This is a genomic window from Lentibacillus populi (assembly GCA_014642895.1).
Taxonomy (GTDB): Bacteria; Bacillota; Bacilli; order Bacillales; family Amphibacillaceae; genus Lentibacillus_C; species Lentibacillus_C populi.
This window is the reverse complement of record BMJD01000065.1, coordinates 1-16,166: the sequence shown is the minus strand read 5'-3', so window position 1 is coordinate 16,166 and position 16,166 is coordinate 1. Positions and strand designations below refer to the sequence as shown.

The window sequence follows — 16,166 nt, the reverse complement described above, 5'->3', positions numbered from 1 at the left end:
CGTATTCAATTTTGTTAGCGTAATAGCTTGGATTCCATTCCACAATCACTTCGAATTCTTCTTCGCAGTTTGAACATTCTGTATCAAATTCGTTTGAAGAAAAATCTCCATCCATTTCGTTTTCATACCCGCAATATGGACATTCCACAGTGTCATACATTAGTTGTCACCTTCTATCGTCCATTTGTCGGTAAACAAATCATCTAAACTGTATTCACTCAAAAGCAATTCGTTTAAAGGTTCTTCTGTTATGCTATAATCCAAAAAAGAATTTCCTTTTTCTCCGTGAAAGATTACATCTCCCCCGTTTTTTAATACCTGCATAGCTTCCTCGAAAGATACATATTTTGGCAGAATGCGCCATTTTTGCGACAGAAAATATTGATCAACCTTGACTATTTCATATGTTTTTCCGTCAATAATTCTTTCTAATGCATCTTTAAATACTATTGCACCAACACCACTCTTGGCTTTATCATGCTTGTTCAACCGATCTATCATTTGTCCAGTAGTTAACCATTCGCTCATTGTCAAAACTCCCTCCGCCGGTAATCTCTACCGTTCATTTTGATAACTTCCGTGTTTTCCATCAGCCGGGAAAAATTACGCTCATTCATTCGCTCTCGTAATTCTTTGCTATCTAGGTTTGTTGTATAAATCGTCGCTTTCCCTGCCCGATTGTCCAGGATTTCAAATAGCTTTGTGATAGCCCATTCCGTTTTATGTTCTGCTCCTAAATCATCCAGCACCAGCAAGTCCACGCGTTGTATAACTTCCAGCAGTTCATCTTCTGTAACGCCTTTATTGTTGTATGTTTCCTTGATTTTAGTGAGCAATTTAGGCAGTGACAGGAACAAACACTCTTTCCCTTGCTCCATTAGTTTTTTTGTAACGGATACGGACAAATGACTTTTTCCTGTTCCGTAATTCCCGACCAGTAATAAATTTTTAGTTCCGTCAAACTCCTGTATGTAATCCGTGATGGTTTGTTTGGCGGTTGCTAATTCGTTGCTGGTAGGTTCATAGTTTTCTAGTGTTGCGGCTTTTAACGATTCATTTATCAGCGAGTAATAATCAAAAAACTGTTTCATCTTTTCATTTTGCAAGTTGGCCCGGGTCTTTTTTGCTTCTTCTGCCAATTTGATATCCGCACATTTGCACCCAAAGTTAGCTGTAATCTTTTCACCTTTACGCGGCCCAATTGGAATTTCCATTTCTTTTTGTGTGACTGTCATATTGCAACCAGAACAAACATATTCTTTAATAAATCGTTCTTTTGGTTTGGTTATTTTTGATTCAAGGGTTTTCATAGGAACCTCCTAAAATCCGTAGTTGTAGCCATCGTCCTCGGCTTCTTTTTTGTTAAATTGAACAACATTTGATTTAGGTTTTTGTTCATCTTTCATTTCCAGGTACAACCTGTCGAACTGTTTTCTTATCTTGTCCGCGGAAAGTACATTCTTGTACCAGAAGCTATGTTGTTGCGACCAAAGTATTAAGTCTTGTATGTCTTTACCGGATCGTTTTTCTTTTGGTGATTCCATCATCAATCTAAAAGTATTAGCCCATGATTCTATATTTGGTTCCTTAGCACTCGGATTGTTTTCTTTGATTTTTTTGAATAACAATTCAGCCAGTTGGAGATGATGGGTTTCAAATTTTAATTTGGAACGTATATCTTTATTCTTGTTAATTCTTGCATTCTTAGCATTCTTGTTATTGTTTACCGTTCGTTTACCATTAGTGTTCGGTTCTGAATTTAAGGTGTTTACACTTTCTTTTTCAGTATCGTCTGAACCTTGATATTTAGAGTAATTGAGGATGGTGAATAGTGTTCCCTGTTCCGTTTCCCTAACGTTTACCCTTTCAGCACTAATAAGTTTGTCAATTGCCTTCTTGATAGTTCGGAGAGAATATTCTTTTGTGCCTCTCCCTTCCTTGTATGCAAGGTCTGCTGCCAACTTCCGATATGATCTTAAATACTGACCTCTTTTTAATTCGACCCCGGCAATCTTCACGCCATCCTTATGTGACGCCTTGCCCATTAGATACATGAACAACCTAAACGTCGTAACATCATTCCATATATCTGAATCGAATATTTCACGATGGACTTTGAACCAAGTACTCATACTCACCATCCTTTCAATTACTTATTTTTTTCTGTGCTCATTTCTGTGACATTCAACGCATAGAGTAATTCCGTTCGATAGTTCATATCTTAGTTTTTTATATTTAGCGAACCCCTTTATATGGTGAGCGTTTAATTCACCACCAACTTGCCCGCAGTGTTGACAAGTGTAATGATCTCTTTCAAATACCGATGTTCTCCACTCTTTATATTTAGGGGTTCCTCTTTCTTGTTTGTCGCTTCTTTCCCATGGAGGTATTTCACTACCGATCCATATTTGAATTTCACCTTCAGGATTAACTGCTGCATGAGCATTCATAACTCCAATGCCGTTTAAAGAAATGAATTCTTCTTCCGGTATTTTCCCTTCGACAAATCCGCAAGATAAACATAAATGGAAGTCATTTTCTGTTTCCTGGTACCTTGCATACATATCTGATATTTCATATCCGCATTTATCACATGAATAAAAATGATGATAGAAAGGAACGCCTGCATTATCGTGTATATCTGTTTTTAAATAAGACAATCCAATCACTCCTATCTTGGTATCTCACAAATTGCAAACCTGCCTTTAACTTCTAAAACGGTATATCCTGGATAACGACGCATATAATTTAGGATGCGCTGTTTTAACTCCTGTTCGTTTTTTGATAGCTCCCAGAGTGATTCTGGGAGCCTTACGTTTGATTTATTGTGCATTTTCAATCAGCTCTGGATTGTCAGTGATATTTCCGATAACTTCAAAGTGCTCAGGGTGTAATTGGTACAACATTTTTTCGTCAGTTAGTATTTTAAAAGACAAACCACCTCTTGATTTCAGCCATCCAGTCTCATCTATTACTGGTGCACTATTACATACTAATAATTTTTGTTTATGACCATTCCAATGATTGACTATTACATCACCTTCAAAAATAGGCGTTCCCTTTCTGTCTTCTAATCCCATGTACGGTTGAACTTTATCTTTCTTCACCCAAGAAGGAACATTATAAATTCCGAAGTATAACCATTGGTTTGTTTCTGGATTTTTTGCACGAAATCTCAATTCCATATCAATTCACCACTCATTTCTTTATAATAGGTTTCTAATTCTTCTTTCTTTTCCATACGCCACTCTCTGCCTACTGCAGTGTAATCAGCGAAATTATGACAAGTTCCTGTATTTACAGACGGTCCGCATAATAATGCTAGATTGCTAGGATCGCTGCCGGAACCACCCTGTGAAGCTTGTACTAAATGACTAATTTCAAAGGCGTATGCTCTTGTTCTACCACATCGCTCACATTTACCTTCACTTCTTCTTAAAACCTCGTCACGCGCTTTATTTGTTATTCTGGTAACGTCTTTTTGCTTAAGCGCTCGTCTTTTATGATTAGGATTAATTTTAGGTATTGCAGGCATCTAATTCTCCTTTCATTCCAATATCAACTCGCCGACTTCAATAGTTCCGTTCAATTTCTTCTTACTTTTGCAGTAATCACATTTTCCACAAGCGACCGGATCCACTTTGCCGTTTTTTAAATCCATAATTCGTTCCAGTTTCATTTCAGCCCACTCGTATTCAAAATCAAATCGTGATTCATCGAAATGGACAACGGCTTTATTAGGTGGTTTTTCTTTGCTTACAGCCACGATGTAAGGTGTATACAACTCACCTGTGTTTTGCTCGATAATCTTGCGGTAAATAGCCATCTGCAACACGTAATCCCATCGTTCGATGAATGACACCCAACCGTCATACTTCTCTGACCAGTACCGTTTATGGATGTCCTGCGTGGTCTTTAAATCGCTAAAAAAATTATGATCATGATTAATGTTGTCAATCTTGCATTTCCAGTCGATACCGAATAAATTTGCTGTATATATTTGCTCCTTTTTGCCACTCATGGCAAAGCTAGCAAAATCATCATTTTTAATAGATTCGATCATTAAGTCTGCTTGTGCGTAATCAGCATATTTTTTACCTCGTGTATTGAAAATGGAACCGTTATGTTCTTCTATAAATCGTTCAAATGCTTTATCATTTTCGAATGCTGCATGTGTATAGGAGCCGACTAACATCGCTGTATTCGCCGGATGAATGTATTCTCCGTTTAAAACCGCCATCGTTTGCGCTTCACATTCAATAAAGTTTTTGAGAAGCGAAACAGACATATATTGTCTGTTCGCCTCCAAGCAGTAATAATTACTTGATGTCAAGAGCAGCTTGTTCTGCGATGTACTCGCCATCCTCTTTCACATCCCTTTTTTCCGGCTTTTTAGGCTCGTCCTGCTGTTTTTCTGCCTTCTTGGTGTCTTTGGCCTCAGCACCTTTAAAAGCTTCTGTGAGTGTCGATTCTTGCTTATTTTTGACGGTCTTATCGAACCAATCATCAGGTTTACTCATGCCGTCTTTAAGTGAGTTATAAATTTTGCCCAAATCAACCAGATCACGTTCCGTAAAAGCATCCACGTTATAACCAAAACGTGTTTCGATTTGTTCTTGTGTAACTTGGTATTTTTCTTTAAATAGCTGCAAGGACTTACCCACGCGATCTTTTAATGGCCCTTTTCCACCACCTTGCATAGTACGATTACATTCCTCAACAGCCTTCTCCACGATGTCACCAGGGATAATTCCTAGGATGCAAGCCCGTACCCTTCTAGCACCGTTATTCGCTACTAATTCGTATATATCCCGTGGATCTGTTAGCTTTGTCAATCCTTTATTTTTTGAGTAACGAGAATGCGGGACTGTAAATACTTTCTCTTGCCTTACGTTTGTTTCTAAATCCCAAGCGTAAGCCATGGCGACCGATTCGCCGTTCTTCTGTTCCAATTCTTTAACTCCAAACGAAAGATTTCCCCAGTTTTGTGCTAACACTTCTGCCAAACGGATGGAAGGACCTTCTACTTTAGTACCGCCCCTTGGATAGCTATATACAGCAACCTCGGCCAACGCTGGGCGTTTGCAATTATCTAAAATCCGTTGCTCCGATTGAAAAACATTCCGCGGGAACTGCCGGGCCATGAATATCTGGCCCTTCACTTCCTCCATTTCTCGGCTAGATGAGGCTTGAGCCAACGCTCCGTTATTCTGATTGTTATATTGCGCTTGTAATTCGTTCATTTTCGACACGCTCCTTATATTCTTGATATGCATTTGTCAAATCAATTAAATCTTGCTTGGTGGCAAATGGCGATTCCGCTATCGCTTCACAGATACTGCTATAAATCATGTACGGATTCAGATCCGGGCACTTTGCGATCACTTTGTAAAAGTGCTTGTAAAAGTCCATTTAAACCCTCCTCTTGCGCCCTTATTAAACTGTGTTATAATAAGGGCATAAATTTATTTGATTAGAAAACTTTTAAATGTCCTCTGCCAAGGGCATTTTTATTTTGCAATTTCATAAGATGCACCCAACAATTCCAGTACTTCGATAGCTTCTGCTCCCATTGTTTCCGTGAGGAAAAAATCATCATTTAACACTAGTATTTGATCGCCCGAATGAACCTCATTGCCTAATGGATCTACTTTGTATTCTTCTCGGCGCGGGCTGTATGCTGGATAGCCAGTGCGTTCGATTTGATCAATTAACGGATGATTCATTACGATTCCTCCCAAATGATGCGTTTTTCCAAATCAGCATAAATGAGATCGGTATTTGCTGTTTTTCCCTTCATGCTTTCTGCATTGTCAGAATTCGAATAAGCCTTGTGAAATACATAAAAATCATCTAGTTCATCACGAAAAGAAATATGAGCAATTCTCCCACTCGCTTTACTCCAACCAATTGACTCTACAAGATACTCTTTGCCCCAAACCTTGATTTTCGCTCTCATTAAAAACCCTCCTCATAAACTCCATAATGCGTATTCCAGAAATCCGATTACTGTTGCAGCGCAAACGTAAATTTTTATGATATGCCCCCTTTCAGTCATAGCCGCGACCTCAATTTGTTCAGCAATTCCTCTTGTTGTTGTTGCGCTTCAATTTGTTTCAGCATCATCCACGCTTGATCGTCCATTTCCTTGCTGTTTTTCATGCGTTGCAGTTCCCATAGTGACCGCGCAATGTTTTCGTGATAGGCAGCTGCTTTCCCAAATTCAGTGTTTAAAAAATGGACAATACCTTGGTCTAAGCAGTATCCGTAACAATCTAGTTCCTTTTCCGACCGTTCTTTGTCTTGCTTTAAAAAAAGCATGTTAATCCTCCTATCCATACGGTTCCTAAACCGACTAATGATGCAATGTTTTGTAATATACTCATGCCGTCCATTCCGCAAATAAATGCGACTAGAACCTCTGATGCTTGTGTGTTCATTGCCCATGCTTGAAATAGTGACATGGATGGTTCCTTTGTGCCGTTCTCATACTTTGATACGTCTGATTGGTTGATGAATAACTTGTGTGCTAATTCCTCCTGACTTAATCCAGATCGAGTCCGGCACGCTTTTAATATCGCGCCGTATTTCACGTTTCCACCCCCCTTTTTTTATTCCAGATTGGAATTTTAATAGAGTGCTGACTGTTGTATTATTAAATTACCGACCCCCTCAAAGTTGGTAGATTGCTAGATCGCTTCATCTTTTTGCTTTCCATGTTCCGCGATAATTCGCGGAATGGAAGTTCTTTTGAAAAAATCGAACATCAGCTTCTTGGTGTGTTCTTTGCTTGTTTTGTAGGTAATTTTGCAACCGTCTTTTGTTTCTTGCTTGATGTTTGCCATTAGATCACCGCCTTTTTACTGCCAAATTGTTCTAATAACATTTGAGATAGTTTTACCTGGCCCTTGCCTGTTATTAAGGTTGTAAGTTTTTCAACATCGCCTGTAGAACGGCTTACAACTGTTGGTTTTACATCAAATAGACCTTGTTCAATATATTGTTGCTTTGGATTGTTGCGTTCTCTGCCGGATTTGATCAGAAATCCTTTATCGCGCAACCATTCAAACATCTTGTTCCGGCCTAAGTTGATGCCGTGCTTTTCATACATCATTTTGGCAAAAGAGCCAACATTGATAGATGCACTTGAATTGGAAACAACTTTACCGAAACTTGTGTATGGTGCATCTATCCTTTGTTGCTCGACAACAGCCATTCTTTCTTGTTCAGCCTTTAACCGTTGGTCTCGTTCGGTTTTAAGTGTTTTTAATAACTCAATTCCGAAATCCGGGTTATTAATGATATTTTCAATTGTTTGGTCTGTTGCGTACGCTCCGTGTTTTCTGATTGACGGTAGCACTTCCGATGTAATCCATTTTCTAAATCGTTTTGCTTCTGGTTTACGGCTGTCTAAGATGACATCATATAGGCCGTCTTCGTTAACGAATGTTGCCTGTTGTGTGCCACCGGCTGTTTGAAGGGGGTGTTTTGAAACCACATCCTTATCTAAACGCCTTTTAACAGTGGCAACATGTCCAAGCCCTAAAATGTTGCATAAATCTTTTAATAAAAACTCGTGATCGTCGCCGTTTGTAATGATCGTCAAATTCTGACCATCAAACATTTTGGTTAATTGATTCATTTGATTACCTCCTGTTTTATCGCTTTTGACATCACACCCGAATATCAGCACCTAACGTCTCGGCGTATGCCCTATGTGGGTGTCGCTCCATCCCGAAACTGGGATATTGTGGCGTAACTCCGCTCTTTTAGATGTTGATATTCGGATGTGATTTCGCGATAGATTAAATTGCTTGTTTTGTTTCTTTTGCCATTTTGGCAATTTTATTTTCAAAAAAAAGGTCATCTACCTTTAAATTGAAAATATCTGATACTTTGGCTAATGTTTCTGCTGAAAATTTACCACGTCCAGTCTCTAAATAGTAATAACCATTTGCGCTCTCGTAACCTAGAAGTTTAGCCATTTCTTCAAGAGATAGGTTAGCTTTTTTTCTAAGTGATTTTATTTTTTCTAAATCAACTTTTTTAATTACCGTTTGATTCATTATGCCACCTCCTCCGTTTGCCAATTTGGTAACTTTAATCTTAGTTTACATTACCATTTTGGCAAAGTCAAGCATTAATTTACCTTTTTGGCAAAAATATTTTATTACCATTTTGGTAAGTGCTAGAATGATGATATCTTATACAAGTAGAGGGAAAAAATAATGAACATATTAGGAAATCGCATTAAATATTTAAGAGAGAAAAAAGATTATTCTCAAAAACAAGTAGCTGACGCTCTTGGTATTTCTAATGTTCAATTATCCCGTTATGAATCAGGGGACAGAAAACCAGATCCGGATACCATTAGGATGTTAGCGGATTTTTATGAAGTAACAACCGATTATTTGTTAGGACACGAAACGAACGATAACAAACTAGATTACTACAAAAATAAAATAGCGAAAGAATTTCCAGATATAGATCTCATGTTTAAAGAAATGGAATCTTTAACTGCTCAAGAAATGAAAGAGGTGTATGAGTATATAAAATTTAGAAATAGCCAGAAAAAAGACGATTAAACAATGGAGAGATAATAAAAAAGGGGGCGATTATATGAAGAAGCTATTAGTTTTATTAGTGTTTTTATCTTTAGTTCTATCAGCTTGCGGTGATAATTCTGATGATGTTGATGCTTCCGGAGATGACGCAGAAGAAGTTACCGAAAAACAAAGCGAAATGACGGAAAAAGCAACATTAAATTATCTAGAACAAATTACTTACCGGTATTTAAAAGGATCAGACCTTGAAAATGGAAGCTTTGAACAAAAGAGCGAACTAAACGCTGCTATGGCTAGGTGTGACGCTATCGTGGAAGAAATTGAAGAAAAATATTCAGTAGAGGATCCGCTACCTTCCAAAATAATTAACCTATCTAAAAAGGTGAAAGACGCATCTCAGGAAATTTTAGATGGAAATTATGAAACAAATTACGATAACGCTGTATTAATAGGCGAAGAGTTGGGCGAAATATCAAAAACATACTTAGATGGAGAACTACCACCAACTGCGAAATTCATGATTAACTAACAAGGTGTACATAAAATTGTACACCTTATACTTTAAACTAAAAGCAAACATACGAAACGAAAATTAAGAGGGTGTTATTAATGACGTCAATGTGTTTAAAACCCGGGATTAATAATGTATTTATTACAAACGACAAAAACGAGGGTCCTATATTAGTTTTAGAAAAACTAACGGATAACAAAATACACTTGAATTTTACTCTTACAGGAATGATGGCTTTAAAAGAGCCTATCAACGAAAAATTACAAACATTTTATTTATATATTTTTTTGACTTATCAACACGGTGGTAGAGAAACTGAGGTAATTTCCTCTTCTCAAATTTATTGTGACAAAGACATCTTGGAATCCGAAACTTTAAATTTCACTACTACACTGACAGTTCCCGCTAAAAAACTGTATTCGAACCAAGACTTCGTTTGGAATTATTATTCGGTTAAGATCGCTTATATAGAAAAGGAAGCCGAGGACGGAGCTGATCTTAACTTTTTGGTAAATGGTATAGGTAATTCACTTTTTCAAACGAAATTGAATATTGTGATTAAGGACGGGGAATCGTATGAGTGAAGTAGTACATATTAGTGAGCATAGTAAATTCCAAGGGGCGAGAATTCCATTAGTATCTGATATAATAAAAGAAGAACAGTTAAGTTTATCGGGAATTGAAGCAGCAGCAGCTTCGTATGACTCAAACCAAGAGGAGGAATTTATAATGGATGCAAGCATCAAAGGGTATATTGACGACCGAATTAATTCGCTAGAAAAATCAATCAACCATCGAATGGATTCTCAAGAAAAATTATTATCGGAAAAAATAGATCATCTTCATACGAAAAACGAGAAAACAATCAAAGAAAGTATTTCGGAGTTCAAGGTATCTTTCGATAAAGATAGAAAAGAAGATAGAAAGTTTTTTGTGACAACAGCTATCGCTATATCTGCTGTGGTGGTAGCGATTCTTGGATTCGTATTTTAAATCAGCCTATATCGAATAGGCTTTTCTTTTAACCTAAAAGCAAACATACATTCTATAAACGGGGGTCATAGTTTGTATACACATCTAGAGGATTTTATTTATAAACTATTAACGTCAATTGGAATAAAGAGACCAAAAGATTTGGACATGCATACAATCGCAAATAAATTAGGGTTAGAAATTTCTTACGATGAAGAAAAAATATTTTATTGCGACAATGAAATAAACCTAAAAAGAAGCACTAAAATGCAAGAATGGTTTGATTTCGTCCATGAACTATGCCATTATCTTCGGCATTGTGGTAGTCAAATAAATATGCACCCTTTATTTAGACAACTGCAAGAGTATCAAGCAGATTATTTTACTTATCATTTTTGCATACCCACTTTTATGCTGGACAACCTTTTTAATTATACTATCTATGACATTATGATTTTATTTAACGTTGATTACGAATTCGCTTTCAAGAGACTTGAGATGTATAAGAATAAACTATTACTTACGAAAGGAATTATTTAAGATGAGAGTAGCAATATACGTTAGAGTATCCACAGAAGAACAGAGCCAAGAAGGATATTCCATTGCGGCACAAAAAGAGCGATGTTCCAGGTTCGTTGAATCACAAGAGGATTGGGAGATCACAAAAATATATGCGGATCCCGGATATTCCGCTAAAAATTTGAATCGGCCAGCAATTAAACAATTATTAGAGGATATTGAATTACATGCATTTGATGTCGTTGTTGTGTATCGATTAGACAGGCTTGTTCGATCTGTGCTGGACCTTCATCAACTATTGAAATTATTTGAAAAAAACAACGTCAAATTTAAGTCGGTAACAGAAGTTTTCGATACAACGACGGCGATGGGTAAGTTTTTTATTACAATGGTTGGTGCCATGGCAGAATGGGAACGCAATAACTTAGGCGAACGTGTCAGTTTTGGTATGGAGCAGATGACACGTGAAGGTAAATGGAAAGGCGGAAAAGCTGGTTATGGTCATGATTATATAGATGGCCGGATGGTTATAAACGAACGTGAAGCAGACATATTACGAACCATGTACGATTGGTATTTATCCGGTATGAGCGACCGAAAAATTGCTATACGCTTAAATGACATGGGCATTTTAACCAAGAGTGGACGTGAATGGAATGAACCTAAGGTGCGTTATGCGTTGATCAACCAAAAAAATATCGGAAATCTGGAATACGGCAAACGGGTTAACAAGGACAAAAATTTTACTGTTAATGATATTTATCCCCCGATTGTCGATATACATACGTTTGAACGCGCGAATACGCTTAGAAAAGCGCGGGTAAAATATCATGGTAGGCAAGTGACAAGTAATTATATTTTTTCTGGAACATTGGTATGTGCCAGATGCGGAAATAAAATGAAGGGTATTAAAGCGAAAGATCGAAAACGATATAGATGCCGTGGAGCATTATATAAAAAGTGTGACATGCCGACATTGAGCGAATCAATTATTGAACATAATTTCTTAAAGAAATTAAAGCAGATTGACTTTGAACGGTACGAATTAAAGGAACAAGACCTCAACAGTGATGATAATAAAAAGATAAAACGCCTGCATCAAGAATTAGATAAAATTAAACAGCGCCGTAAAAAATGGCAATATGCATGGGCTAACGGAATGATGCCCGACGGTGATTTCCAAGACCGTTTAAAAGAGGAACAGGAGCAAGAACAATCCATACATGACCAATTGCGAAAACTTGATTATAAAGCTCCTGCTGTAATTAATCAAGACATCATAAAAATGATTAGTGATGCAGCTAACAACTGGAATAAATTAGATGATATGGAGAAAAAGCAATTAATTCAAATTACAATAGATAAAATTGTGGTGGATCGCATTCAAACGCCGCATAGAATGGACAGAGCCGAAATCAAAGAAATAGCATTTAACTAGCCTTACATATTGACTGGATCAACCGGTGATGGGTATGCATGGGCAAAGAAAGCCGGACATACGATTACCAAATTGTACCCGACAGAAGTCGCCCTTACCTCCAATGAGGAATTTATCAAGGATAAGCGTCTACAGGGTTTGTCTTTAAGGGATGTATCACTAACCGTACTAAATAAAAAGCAAAAAACGATCATCTCTCATCAAATGGACATGCTGTTTACCCATTTCGGAATATCAGGACCAGCGGTATTGCGCTGTTCCCAATTTGTTGTAAAAGAGCTTATGAAAGGACAAGCGGAGGTTCCAATGGTTTTAGATGTATTACCAGATGAAAATGAACAGCAATTAGTAAAAAAAGTATGGGAAAATATCAAACAAAATCCAAAACGGTCAATCAAAAACAATTTAAAAGGAGCTGTTCCTGAACGCTTCCTTACATTTATCCTGAAGCGCAATAAAGTACGTGAAGAGGAAAAAGGCGCAAACATTGCAAAGGAAACCATTCGTTCGATTGTTCACGATTTAAAATACTTTTCATTCAACGTTCATGGGTCATTACCACTTGAAAAAGCTTTTGTCACTGGCGGAGGTGTTTCCATTAAAGAGATCGTGCCAAATACGATGCAGTCGAAAAAAATGCATGGATTATATTTTTGCGGCGAAATATTGGATATTCACGGATATACTGGGGGCTATAATATTACCTCGGCGCTTGTTACTGGCAGATTAGCTGGGATAAATGCAGCCACGGAAACTGCTCTGGACGTTTGATTCCCATTTCTGGTATGTCATTCCTTGTATTTTCTCCATTGTCAGATGCCATCCTAATATTATGTGGGGACTATCAAAACGAGAGGGACTGGTACTGAATGCAAAAGAATGGAATGTGGATACCATTAATCGCGTCTGTCGGTGTTGGAGCGGCAACTTTTTATTCGATGACCAAAAATAATCAGGGATTAGGTCAAACGATGGAAAAAATGGTCCCGTTTGTTTCGCAAATGGGTGCCGGTGGAAATATGTCCAGTGGCGGAATGATGAATGCGAGTGGAAACATGAGCGGGAATACAGGTAACAGCGGAAACAACAATAATAGTAAAAATAATCAAGACAGCCAAAAACTAGGAACTTTTGGAATGAGCTAAATCGCATTAGACGTGTCATCTGATTGACACGTCTTTTTTTGAGCATTTATTGTGTTTTAGGTCTGCAAAAGATTTACAATTTAAATGTAGAAAAAGTAAATTTGGAGGGATCAAAATGCAAGCTCGTTTAAATTACTATGCTATTGCACCAGATGCAGCAAAAATCATGATGGAATTCGAGAAATATATAAAGTCCACCAACCTTGATGCTACATTATTGGAACTTGTCAAAACACGCGCCTCACAAATTAATGGCTGCGCATTCTGTTTGGACATGCACACGAAGGACGCACGGGCAAACGGAGAAACTGAGCAACGTTTATACGCCCTAAACGCCTGGAGGGAAACAGATTTTTATACAGAGCAAGAACGTGCAGCATTAGCTCTTGCAGAGGCAATTACCCAAATTTCTGTGAACCCGGTTTCCGATGAACTTTATCATGCTGTTAGGAAGCATTTTAATGAAAAGGATTTCGTTGATCTAGTATATGCCATTAATGCAATAAACAGCTGGAACCGTCTGGCAATAACAATGAGAGCTATTCCAGGCAAATATCAGCCGGCAAAAAAGTAAACACTTCAATTTACAATCACATATTTTTCACATTTTAACGACTTCCTTGTGATAAATATCACGGTACACACACCCGATTACCATTATCATCAAACTGGATAGAGATTTTTATCTTAGTTTAGGAGTGATTCAAATGGCAAAAACGGTTGAAACCTCTGACGGATGGTATGCGTTACACGATTTCAGAACGATCAACTGGGAGAAATGGCAGCAGGCTTCTAAAACAGATCGGAACGCGGCACTCGATGAATTCAACAAGCTGCTAAGCAACTGGCAAAACATTGAAGAAAACAAGCAAGGAAGCCATGTCATATACTCGATCGTTGGTCAGAAAGCAGATATTATGTTTATGCTGCTAAGACCAACAATGAAGGATTTAAACAAGCTGGAAAATGAATTTAATAAATCGGCACTTGCTCATTATACGCAGCCTGCCTATTCCTACGTATCGATTATTGAGAAAAGCAGCTACACAAAACGGCAGACTGATCCTTATGAAGATCCGGTAATGCGGGCAAAATTATTCCCAACAATTCCAAAAACAGAATATATGTGCTTCTATCCAATGAGCAAATTGCGTGGCGAAACTAACAATTGGTTCACACTATCAAAAGAGGAACGCGGACGCATGATGTTTGAACATATTGAAACATGCAAAACCTACACGGATGATGTGAAACGAATTATTACTGGTTCCATCGGATTTGATGATTATGAATGGGGAATTACCTTATTCTGTGATGACGTATTAAAATTCAAGAAATTAATTTATGATACTCGTTTTGATGAAGTTAGTGCGAAATATGCCATTTTTGGATCATTTTTCATTGGAAGTTATTTGGCAAAAGAGGAATTGGAAGCATATTTTCAGATTTAAAGCTGATAAGTAGTGCGCTACAAGCAAGGATCCTATGTTATCTGATCCTTGCTTTTATATATATTTTGTAATAGTTAAATTCTTTGTTAAAATTATAAAGTAATCACCGTATAGTAGAAAAGATTATATAGGTTCAATGAAGGGAAAAGAGAGAATGGAGCAATACTTTGATGTTCAAACACTAATCTGGCTGTTTCTTCTGGACATGATCCGTTGTGCTTTAGCCAATTTTTTCTCCAATTTACGAAGGTATTTGGGATTGCTGTGCACTTTTTTATTAGACAAGATAGCAAAGTCTTTTAGCCCCAAGTCAATACCGATACAGACTTTAGTTTTGGGCAATTCTTTTACATCTGTCTCAACCAGAATGGATATATAATAGCCGCCACTTGGATTGCGTCTGACAGTGACACGCGTGATACGACCTTCCACTTCGCGACTTTTAGCAAACTTAACGAAACCAAGTTTGGGCAGCTTGATTTTGTTTCCACTGACCGCAATATTATTGTTCGTGTATTTGGTCGTATAGGACTGAACCTTATTATTTTTGGATTTGAAGCGTGGTGCTTCATTTTGTTTTTTGTAAAACCTGGAAAAGGAATCAGCAAGGTTCTAGAGAGAAGATTGCAGGGCAACACTGTCCACTTCTTTCAACCAGAGCTATTACTTTTTTAGCTGTGTCAATTGTTTAGAGCAAATATTGTATGTCAGGCCTTTTCCATACTCATTGTATGCAGTATTCCACTGATTCAGGAAATGGTTGAATACAAAACGGCTGCATCCGATTGTTTTGGCAATTAGTATTTCTTGTACTTTGTTTGGATAGATACGAAACTTATAGGCTTTATTTACTGGTATCCATTTCACCTCCCTTAGAAGGAATATTTGTTCCTATTATATCAAAAAATCCATGTTTGGGAGAAAATTAATTTGAAGTGCCTGAAAAAATTGAAACGTTTAGCAGAAATTATTTTCCATCTATTTTAAGTGGCGCTTGAACGGACAATTAAGATGGCTGAAGCCAACCCTCGTCCGAAGGTGCTTCATCTCTACCCTGCTTCACTGAGGATGGAGTCTTCTCGCCTGGCATGATAATAAAACTTCCCAAACCATAAAAAAACTGACTCAAACAACACAATGTTTGAGTCAGTTTCTTATTGCCTGGCGGCGTCCTACTCTTGCAGGGGCAAAGCCCCAACTACCATCGGCGCTGGAGAGCTTAACTGCTGTGTTCGGCATGGGAACAGGTGTGACCTCTCCGCTATTGCTACCAGACCAACAAGATGTTAGTCATTCTGTGTTGTCCACAGGATGTGAATGATTTAAACAGAACATTCTTATTATCCAAGTGATCACCAATAAATTTTCAGTGACAACCAATATTATAATTGTTTTTCGAAAAAAATCAAGTAAAATATCGAAATATGTATAAGGTTTATACCTTGGAAACTAAATAAGAGATCCACAAGCAACGAAATCAGATTAGATGGGTTATAGTTAAGTCCTCGATCGATTAGTATCCGTCAGCTCCACGTGTCACCACGCTTCCACCTCGGACCTATCTAC

General features: G+C 37.6%; 25 protein-coding genes, 1 rRNA gene and 2 pseudogenes. 10 read left to right on the top strand and 18 right to left on the bottom strand.

The annotated features are described in order from the left end of the window. Positions 1-159: 159 nt before the first annotated feature. The 16 genes from IEX12_RS21585 to IEX12_RS21510 all read right to left on the bottom strand — a co-directional run bounded on the left by IEX12_RS21585 (position 160) and on the right by IEX12_RS21510 (position 8,066). Positions 160-528, bottom strand: coding sequence for a hypothetical protein (locus IEX12_RS21585; protein WP_188725886.1), 369 nt, complete (start codon positions 526-528; stop codon positions 160-162). Positions 529-530: 2 nt separating this feature from the next. Then, positions 531-1,310, bottom strand: a complete 780-nt coding sequence (locus IEX12_RS21580; RefSeq protein WP_188725885.1) for an ATP-binding protein — start codon at positions 1,308-1,310, stop codon at positions 531-533. A 9-nt stretch (positions 1,311-1,319) separates the two neighbouring features. Then, the gene (locus IEX12_RS21575; protein ID WP_188725884.1) at positions 1,320-2,132 is read right to left on the bottom strand and encodes a phage replication protein O; all 813 of its coding nucleotides are present in this window, start codon (positions 2,130-2,132) and stop codon (positions 1,320-1,322) included. Positions 2,133-2,153: 21 nt separating this feature from the next. Further along, on the bottom strand, positions 2,154-2,660 hold the full coding sequence (locus tag IEX12_RS21570; protein WP_188725883.1) for an HNH endonuclease: 507 nt from the start codon (positions 2,658-2,660) through the stop codon (positions 2,154-2,156). 162 nt (positions 2,661-2,822) lie between these two features. Continuing rightward, on the bottom strand, positions 2,823-3,185 hold the full coding sequence (locus IEX12_RS21565) for a YopX family protein (RefSeq protein ID WP_188725882.1): 363 nt from the start codon (positions 3,183-3,185) through the stop codon (positions 2,823-2,825). Next, entirely contained in the window at positions 3,176-3,535 is a 360-nt protein-coding gene (locus tag IEX12_RS21560) for an HNH endonuclease (protein WP_188725881.1), read from the bottom strand. The genes IEX12_RS21565 and IEX12_RS21560 overlap by 10 nt, the downstream gene beginning before the upstream one ends. Positions 3,536-3,547: 12 nt before the next feature. Then, positions 3,548-4,363, bottom strand: coding sequence for a PD-(D/E)XK nuclease-like domain-containing protein (locus IEX12_RS21555; RefSeq protein WP_286171334.1), 816 nt, complete (start codon positions 4,361-4,363; stop codon positions 3,548-3,550). Next, a complete protein-coding gene (locus IEX12_RS21550) occupies positions 4,320-5,243 on the bottom strand; it encodes a hypothetical protein (RefSeq protein WP_188725880.1) in 924 nt (307 codons plus the stop codon). The genes IEX12_RS21555 and IEX12_RS21550 overlap by 44 nt, the downstream gene beginning before the upstream one ends. Continuing rightward, on the bottom strand, positions 5,218-5,412 hold the full coding sequence (locus IEX12_RS21545; RefSeq protein WP_188725879.1) for a hypothetical protein: 195 nt from the start codon (positions 5,410-5,412) through the stop codon (positions 5,218-5,220). The genes IEX12_RS21550 and IEX12_RS21545 overlap by 26 nt, the downstream gene beginning before the upstream one ends. 98 nt (positions 5,413-5,510) lie before the next feature. Beyond that, a complete protein-coding gene (locus IEX12_RS21540) occupies positions 5,511-5,726 on the bottom strand; it encodes a YqaI family protein (RefSeq protein ID WP_188725878.1) in 216 nt (71 codons plus the stop codon). Further along, positions 5,726-5,959 (bottom strand): hypothetical protein, encoded by a 234-nt coding sequence (locus IEX12_RS21535; protein ID WP_188725877.1) that lies wholly within the window; start codon positions 5,957-5,959, stop codon positions 5,726-5,728. Before IEX12_RS21535 ends, IEX12_RS21540 begins: the two co-directional genes overlap by 1 nt. Positions 5,960-6,054: 95 nt before the next feature. Then, positions 6,055-6,321: a hypothetical protein gene (locus tag IEX12_RS21530; protein ID WP_188725876.1), complete on the bottom strand. Its 267-nt coding sequence runs from the start codon at positions 6,319-6,321 to the stop codon at positions 6,055-6,057. After that, entirely contained in the window at positions 6,309-6,593 is a 285-nt protein-coding gene (locus IEX12_RS21525) for a helix-turn-helix domain-containing protein (RefSeq protein WP_188725875.1), read from the bottom strand. Before IEX12_RS21525 ends, IEX12_RS21530 begins: the two co-directional genes overlap by 13 nt. A gap of 96 nt (positions 6,594-6,689) precedes the next feature. Further along, complete coding sequence (locus tag IEX12_RS21520) at positions 6,690-6,845, bottom strand: hypothetical protein (RefSeq protein ID WP_188725874.1); 156 nt, start codon at positions 6,843-6,845, stop codon at positions 6,690-6,692. Further along, entirely contained in the window at positions 6,845-7,642 is a 798-nt protein-coding gene (locus IEX12_RS21515; protein WP_188725873.1) for a phage antirepressor KilAC domain-containing protein, read from the bottom strand. Before IEX12_RS21515 ends, IEX12_RS21520 begins: the two co-directional genes overlap by 1 nt. A 163-nt stretch (positions 7,643-7,805) precedes the next feature. Beyond that, the gene (locus IEX12_RS21510; protein ID WP_188725872.1) at positions 7,806-8,066 is read right to left on the bottom strand and encodes a helix-turn-helix transcriptional regulator; all 261 of its coding nucleotides are present in this window, start codon (positions 8,064-8,066) and stop codon (positions 7,806-7,808) included. A gap of 162 nt (positions 8,067-8,228) precedes the next feature. Between IEX12_RS21510 and IEX12_RS21505 the strand changes: the two genes are divergently transcribed. From IEX12_RS21505 to hemQ, 10 genes and pseudogenes are all read left to right on the top strand, one after another. Further along, a complete protein-coding gene (locus IEX12_RS21505) occupies positions 8,229-8,585 on the top strand; it encodes a helix-turn-helix domain-containing protein (protein ID WP_188725871.1) in 357 nt (118 codons plus the stop codon). Positions 8,586-8,619: 34 nt separating this feature from the next. Then, positions 8,620-9,093 (top strand): hypothetical protein, encoded by a 474-nt coding sequence (locus IEX12_RS21500; RefSeq protein WP_188725870.1) that lies wholly within the window; start codon positions 8,620-8,622, stop codon positions 9,091-9,093. A gap of 80 nt (positions 9,094-9,173) precedes the next feature. Continuing rightward, complete coding sequence (locus IEX12_RS21495; RefSeq protein WP_188725869.1) at positions 9,174-9,659, top strand: hypothetical protein; 486 nt, start codon at positions 9,174-9,176, stop codon at positions 9,657-9,659. Continuing rightward, positions 9,652-10,068 (top strand): hypothetical protein, encoded by a 417-nt coding sequence (locus tag IEX12_RS21490; RefSeq protein WP_188725868.1) that lies wholly within the window; start codon positions 9,652-9,654, stop codon positions 10,066-10,068. The genes IEX12_RS21495 and IEX12_RS21490 overlap by 8 nt, the downstream gene beginning before the upstream one ends. 147 nt (positions 10,069-10,215) lie before the next feature. After that, positions 10,216-10,587 (top strand): ImmA/IrrE family metallo-endopeptidase, encoded by a 372-nt coding sequence (locus tag IEX12_RS21485; RefSeq protein ID WP_188725888.1) that lies wholly within the window; start codon positions 10,216-10,218, stop codon positions 10,585-10,587. Position 10,588: 1 nt separating this feature from the next. Next, positions 10,589-12,004 carry a recombinase family protein gene (locus IEX12_RS21480; protein WP_188725867.1) on the top strand — a complete coding sequence of 472 codons (1,416 nt, stop codon included), beginning with the start codon at positions 10,589-10,591 and terminating at the stop codon, positions 12,002-12,004. Positions 12,005-12,016: 12 nt separating this feature from the next. Further along, positions 12,017-12,775: pseudogene (locus IEX12_RS21475) on the top strand (aminoacetone oxidase family FAD-binding enzyme); the annotation flags it as partial. Positions 12,776-12,873: 98 nt separating this feature from the next. Further along, positions 12,874-13,149 carry a hypothetical protein gene (locus IEX12_RS21470; protein WP_088050918.1) on the top strand — a complete coding sequence of 92 codons (276 nt, stop codon included), beginning with the start codon at positions 12,874-12,876 and terminating at the stop codon, positions 13,147-13,149. A 115-nt stretch (positions 13,150-13,264) separates the two neighbouring features. Beyond that, entirely contained in the window at positions 13,265-13,723 is a 459-nt protein-coding gene (locus tag IEX12_RS21465; protein WP_088050919.1) for a carboxymuconolactone decarboxylase family protein, read from the top strand. A gap of 133 nt (positions 13,724-13,856) precedes the next feature. Then, a complete protein-coding gene (gene hemQ / locus IEX12_RS21460; protein ID WP_155555414.1) occupies positions 13,857-14,600 on the top strand; it encodes a hydrogen peroxide-dependent heme synthase in 744 nt (247 codons plus the stop codon). A gap of 195 nt (positions 14,601-14,795) precedes the next feature. Here the strand turns inward: hemQ and IEX12_RS21455 are convergent. Next, positions 14,796-15,458, bottom strand: a pseudogene (locus IEX12_RS21455) (RNA-guided endonuclease TnpB family protein); the annotation flags it as partial. Between the two features lie 301 nt (positions 15,459-15,759). Next, positions 15,760-15,875 (bottom strand): 5S ribosomal RNA (rrf, locus tag IEX12_RS21450). Positions 15,876-16,166: the final 291 nt, after the last annotated feature.

Excerpts from the sequence above, each read along its gene's own strand:
- IEX12_RS21585 (WP_188725886.1), bottom strand. The coding sequence starts at position 528 with ATGAGCGAATGGTTAACTACTGGACAAATGATAGATCGGTTGAACAAG.
- IEX12_RS21580 (WP_188725885.1), bottom strand. The coding sequence starts at position 1,310 with ATGAAAACCCTTGAATCAAAAATAACCAAACCAAAAGAACGATTTATT.
- IEX12_RS21575 (WP_188725884.1), bottom strand. The coding sequence starts at position 2,132 with ATGAGTACTTGGTTCAAAGTCCATCGTGAAATATTCGATTCAGATATA.
- IEX12_RS21565 (WP_188725882.1), bottom strand. The coding sequence starts at position 3,185 with ATGGAATTGAGATTTCGTGCAAAAAATCCAGAAACAAACCAATGGTTA.
- IEX12_RS21560 (WP_188725881.1), bottom strand. The coding sequence starts at position 3,535 with ATGCCTGCAATACCTAAAATTAATCCTAATCATAAAAGACGAGCGCTT.
- IEX12_RS21555 (WP_286171334.1), bottom strand. The coding sequence starts at position 4,363 with ATGGCGAGTACATCGCAGAACAAGCTGCTCTTGACATCAAGTAATTAT.
- IEX12_RS21550 (WP_188725880.1), bottom strand. The coding sequence starts at position 5,243 with ATGAACGAATTACAAGCGCAATATAACAATCAGAATAACGGAGCGTTG.
- IEX12_RS21545 (WP_188725879.1), bottom strand. The coding sequence starts at position 5,412 with ATGGACTTTTACAAGCACTTTTACAAAGTGATCGCAAAGTGCCCGGAT.
- IEX12_RS21540 (WP_188725878.1), bottom strand. The coding sequence starts at position 5,726 with ATGAATCATCCGTTAATTGATCAAATCGAACGCACTGGCTATCCAGCA.
- IEX12_RS21535 (WP_188725877.1), bottom strand. The coding sequence starts at position 5,959 with ATGAGAGCGAAAATCAAGGTTTGGGGCAAAGAGTATCTTGTAGAGTCA.
- IEX12_RS21530 (WP_188725876.1), bottom strand. The coding sequence starts at position 6,321 with ATGCTTTTTTTAAAGCAAGACAAAGAACGGTCGGAAAAGGAACTAGAT.
- IEX12_RS21520 (WP_188725874.1), bottom strand. The coding sequence starts at position 6,845 with ATGGCAAACATCAAGCAAGAAACAAAAGACGGTTGCAAAATTACCTAC.
- IEX12_RS21515 (WP_188725873.1), bottom strand. The coding sequence starts at position 7,642 with ATGAATCAATTAACCAAAATGTTTGATGGTCAGAATTTGACGATCATT.
- IEX12_RS21510 (WP_188725872.1), bottom strand. The coding sequence starts at position 8,066 with ATGAATCAAACGGTAATTAAAAAAGTTGATTTAGAAAAAATAAAATCA.
- IEX12_RS21505 (WP_188725871.1), top strand. The coding sequence starts at position 8,229 with ATGAACATATTAGGAAATCGCATTAAATATTTAAGAGAGAAAAAAGAT.
- IEX12_RS21500 (WP_188725870.1), top strand. The coding sequence starts at position 8,620 with ATGAAGAAGCTATTAGTTTTATTAGTGTTTTTATCTTTAGTTCTATCA.
- IEX12_RS21495 (WP_188725869.1), top strand. The coding sequence starts at position 9,174 with ATGACGTCAATGTGTTTAAAACCCGGGATTAATAATGTATTTATTACA.
- IEX12_RS21490 (WP_188725868.1), top strand. The coding sequence starts at position 9,652 with ATGAGTGAAGTAGTACATATTAGTGAGCATAGTAAATTCCAAGGGGCG.
- IEX12_RS21485 (WP_188725888.1), top strand. The coding sequence starts at position 10,216 with ATGCATACAATCGCAAATAAATTAGGGTTAGAAATTTCTTACGATGAA.
- IEX12_RS21480 (WP_188725867.1), top strand. The coding sequence starts at position 10,589 with ATGAGAGTAGCAATATACGTTAGAGTATCCACAGAAGAACAGAGCCAA.
- IEX12_RS21470 (WP_088050918.1), top strand. The coding sequence starts at position 12,874 with ATGCAAAAGAATGGAATGTGGATACCATTAATCGCGTCTGTCGGTGTT.
- IEX12_RS21465 (WP_088050919.1), top strand. The coding sequence starts at position 13,265 with ATGCAAGCTCGTTTAAATTACTATGCTATTGCACCAGATGCAGCAAAA.
- hemQ (WP_155555414.1), top strand. The coding sequence starts at position 13,857 with ATGGCAAAAACGGTTGAAACCTCTGACGGATGGTATGCGTTACACGAT.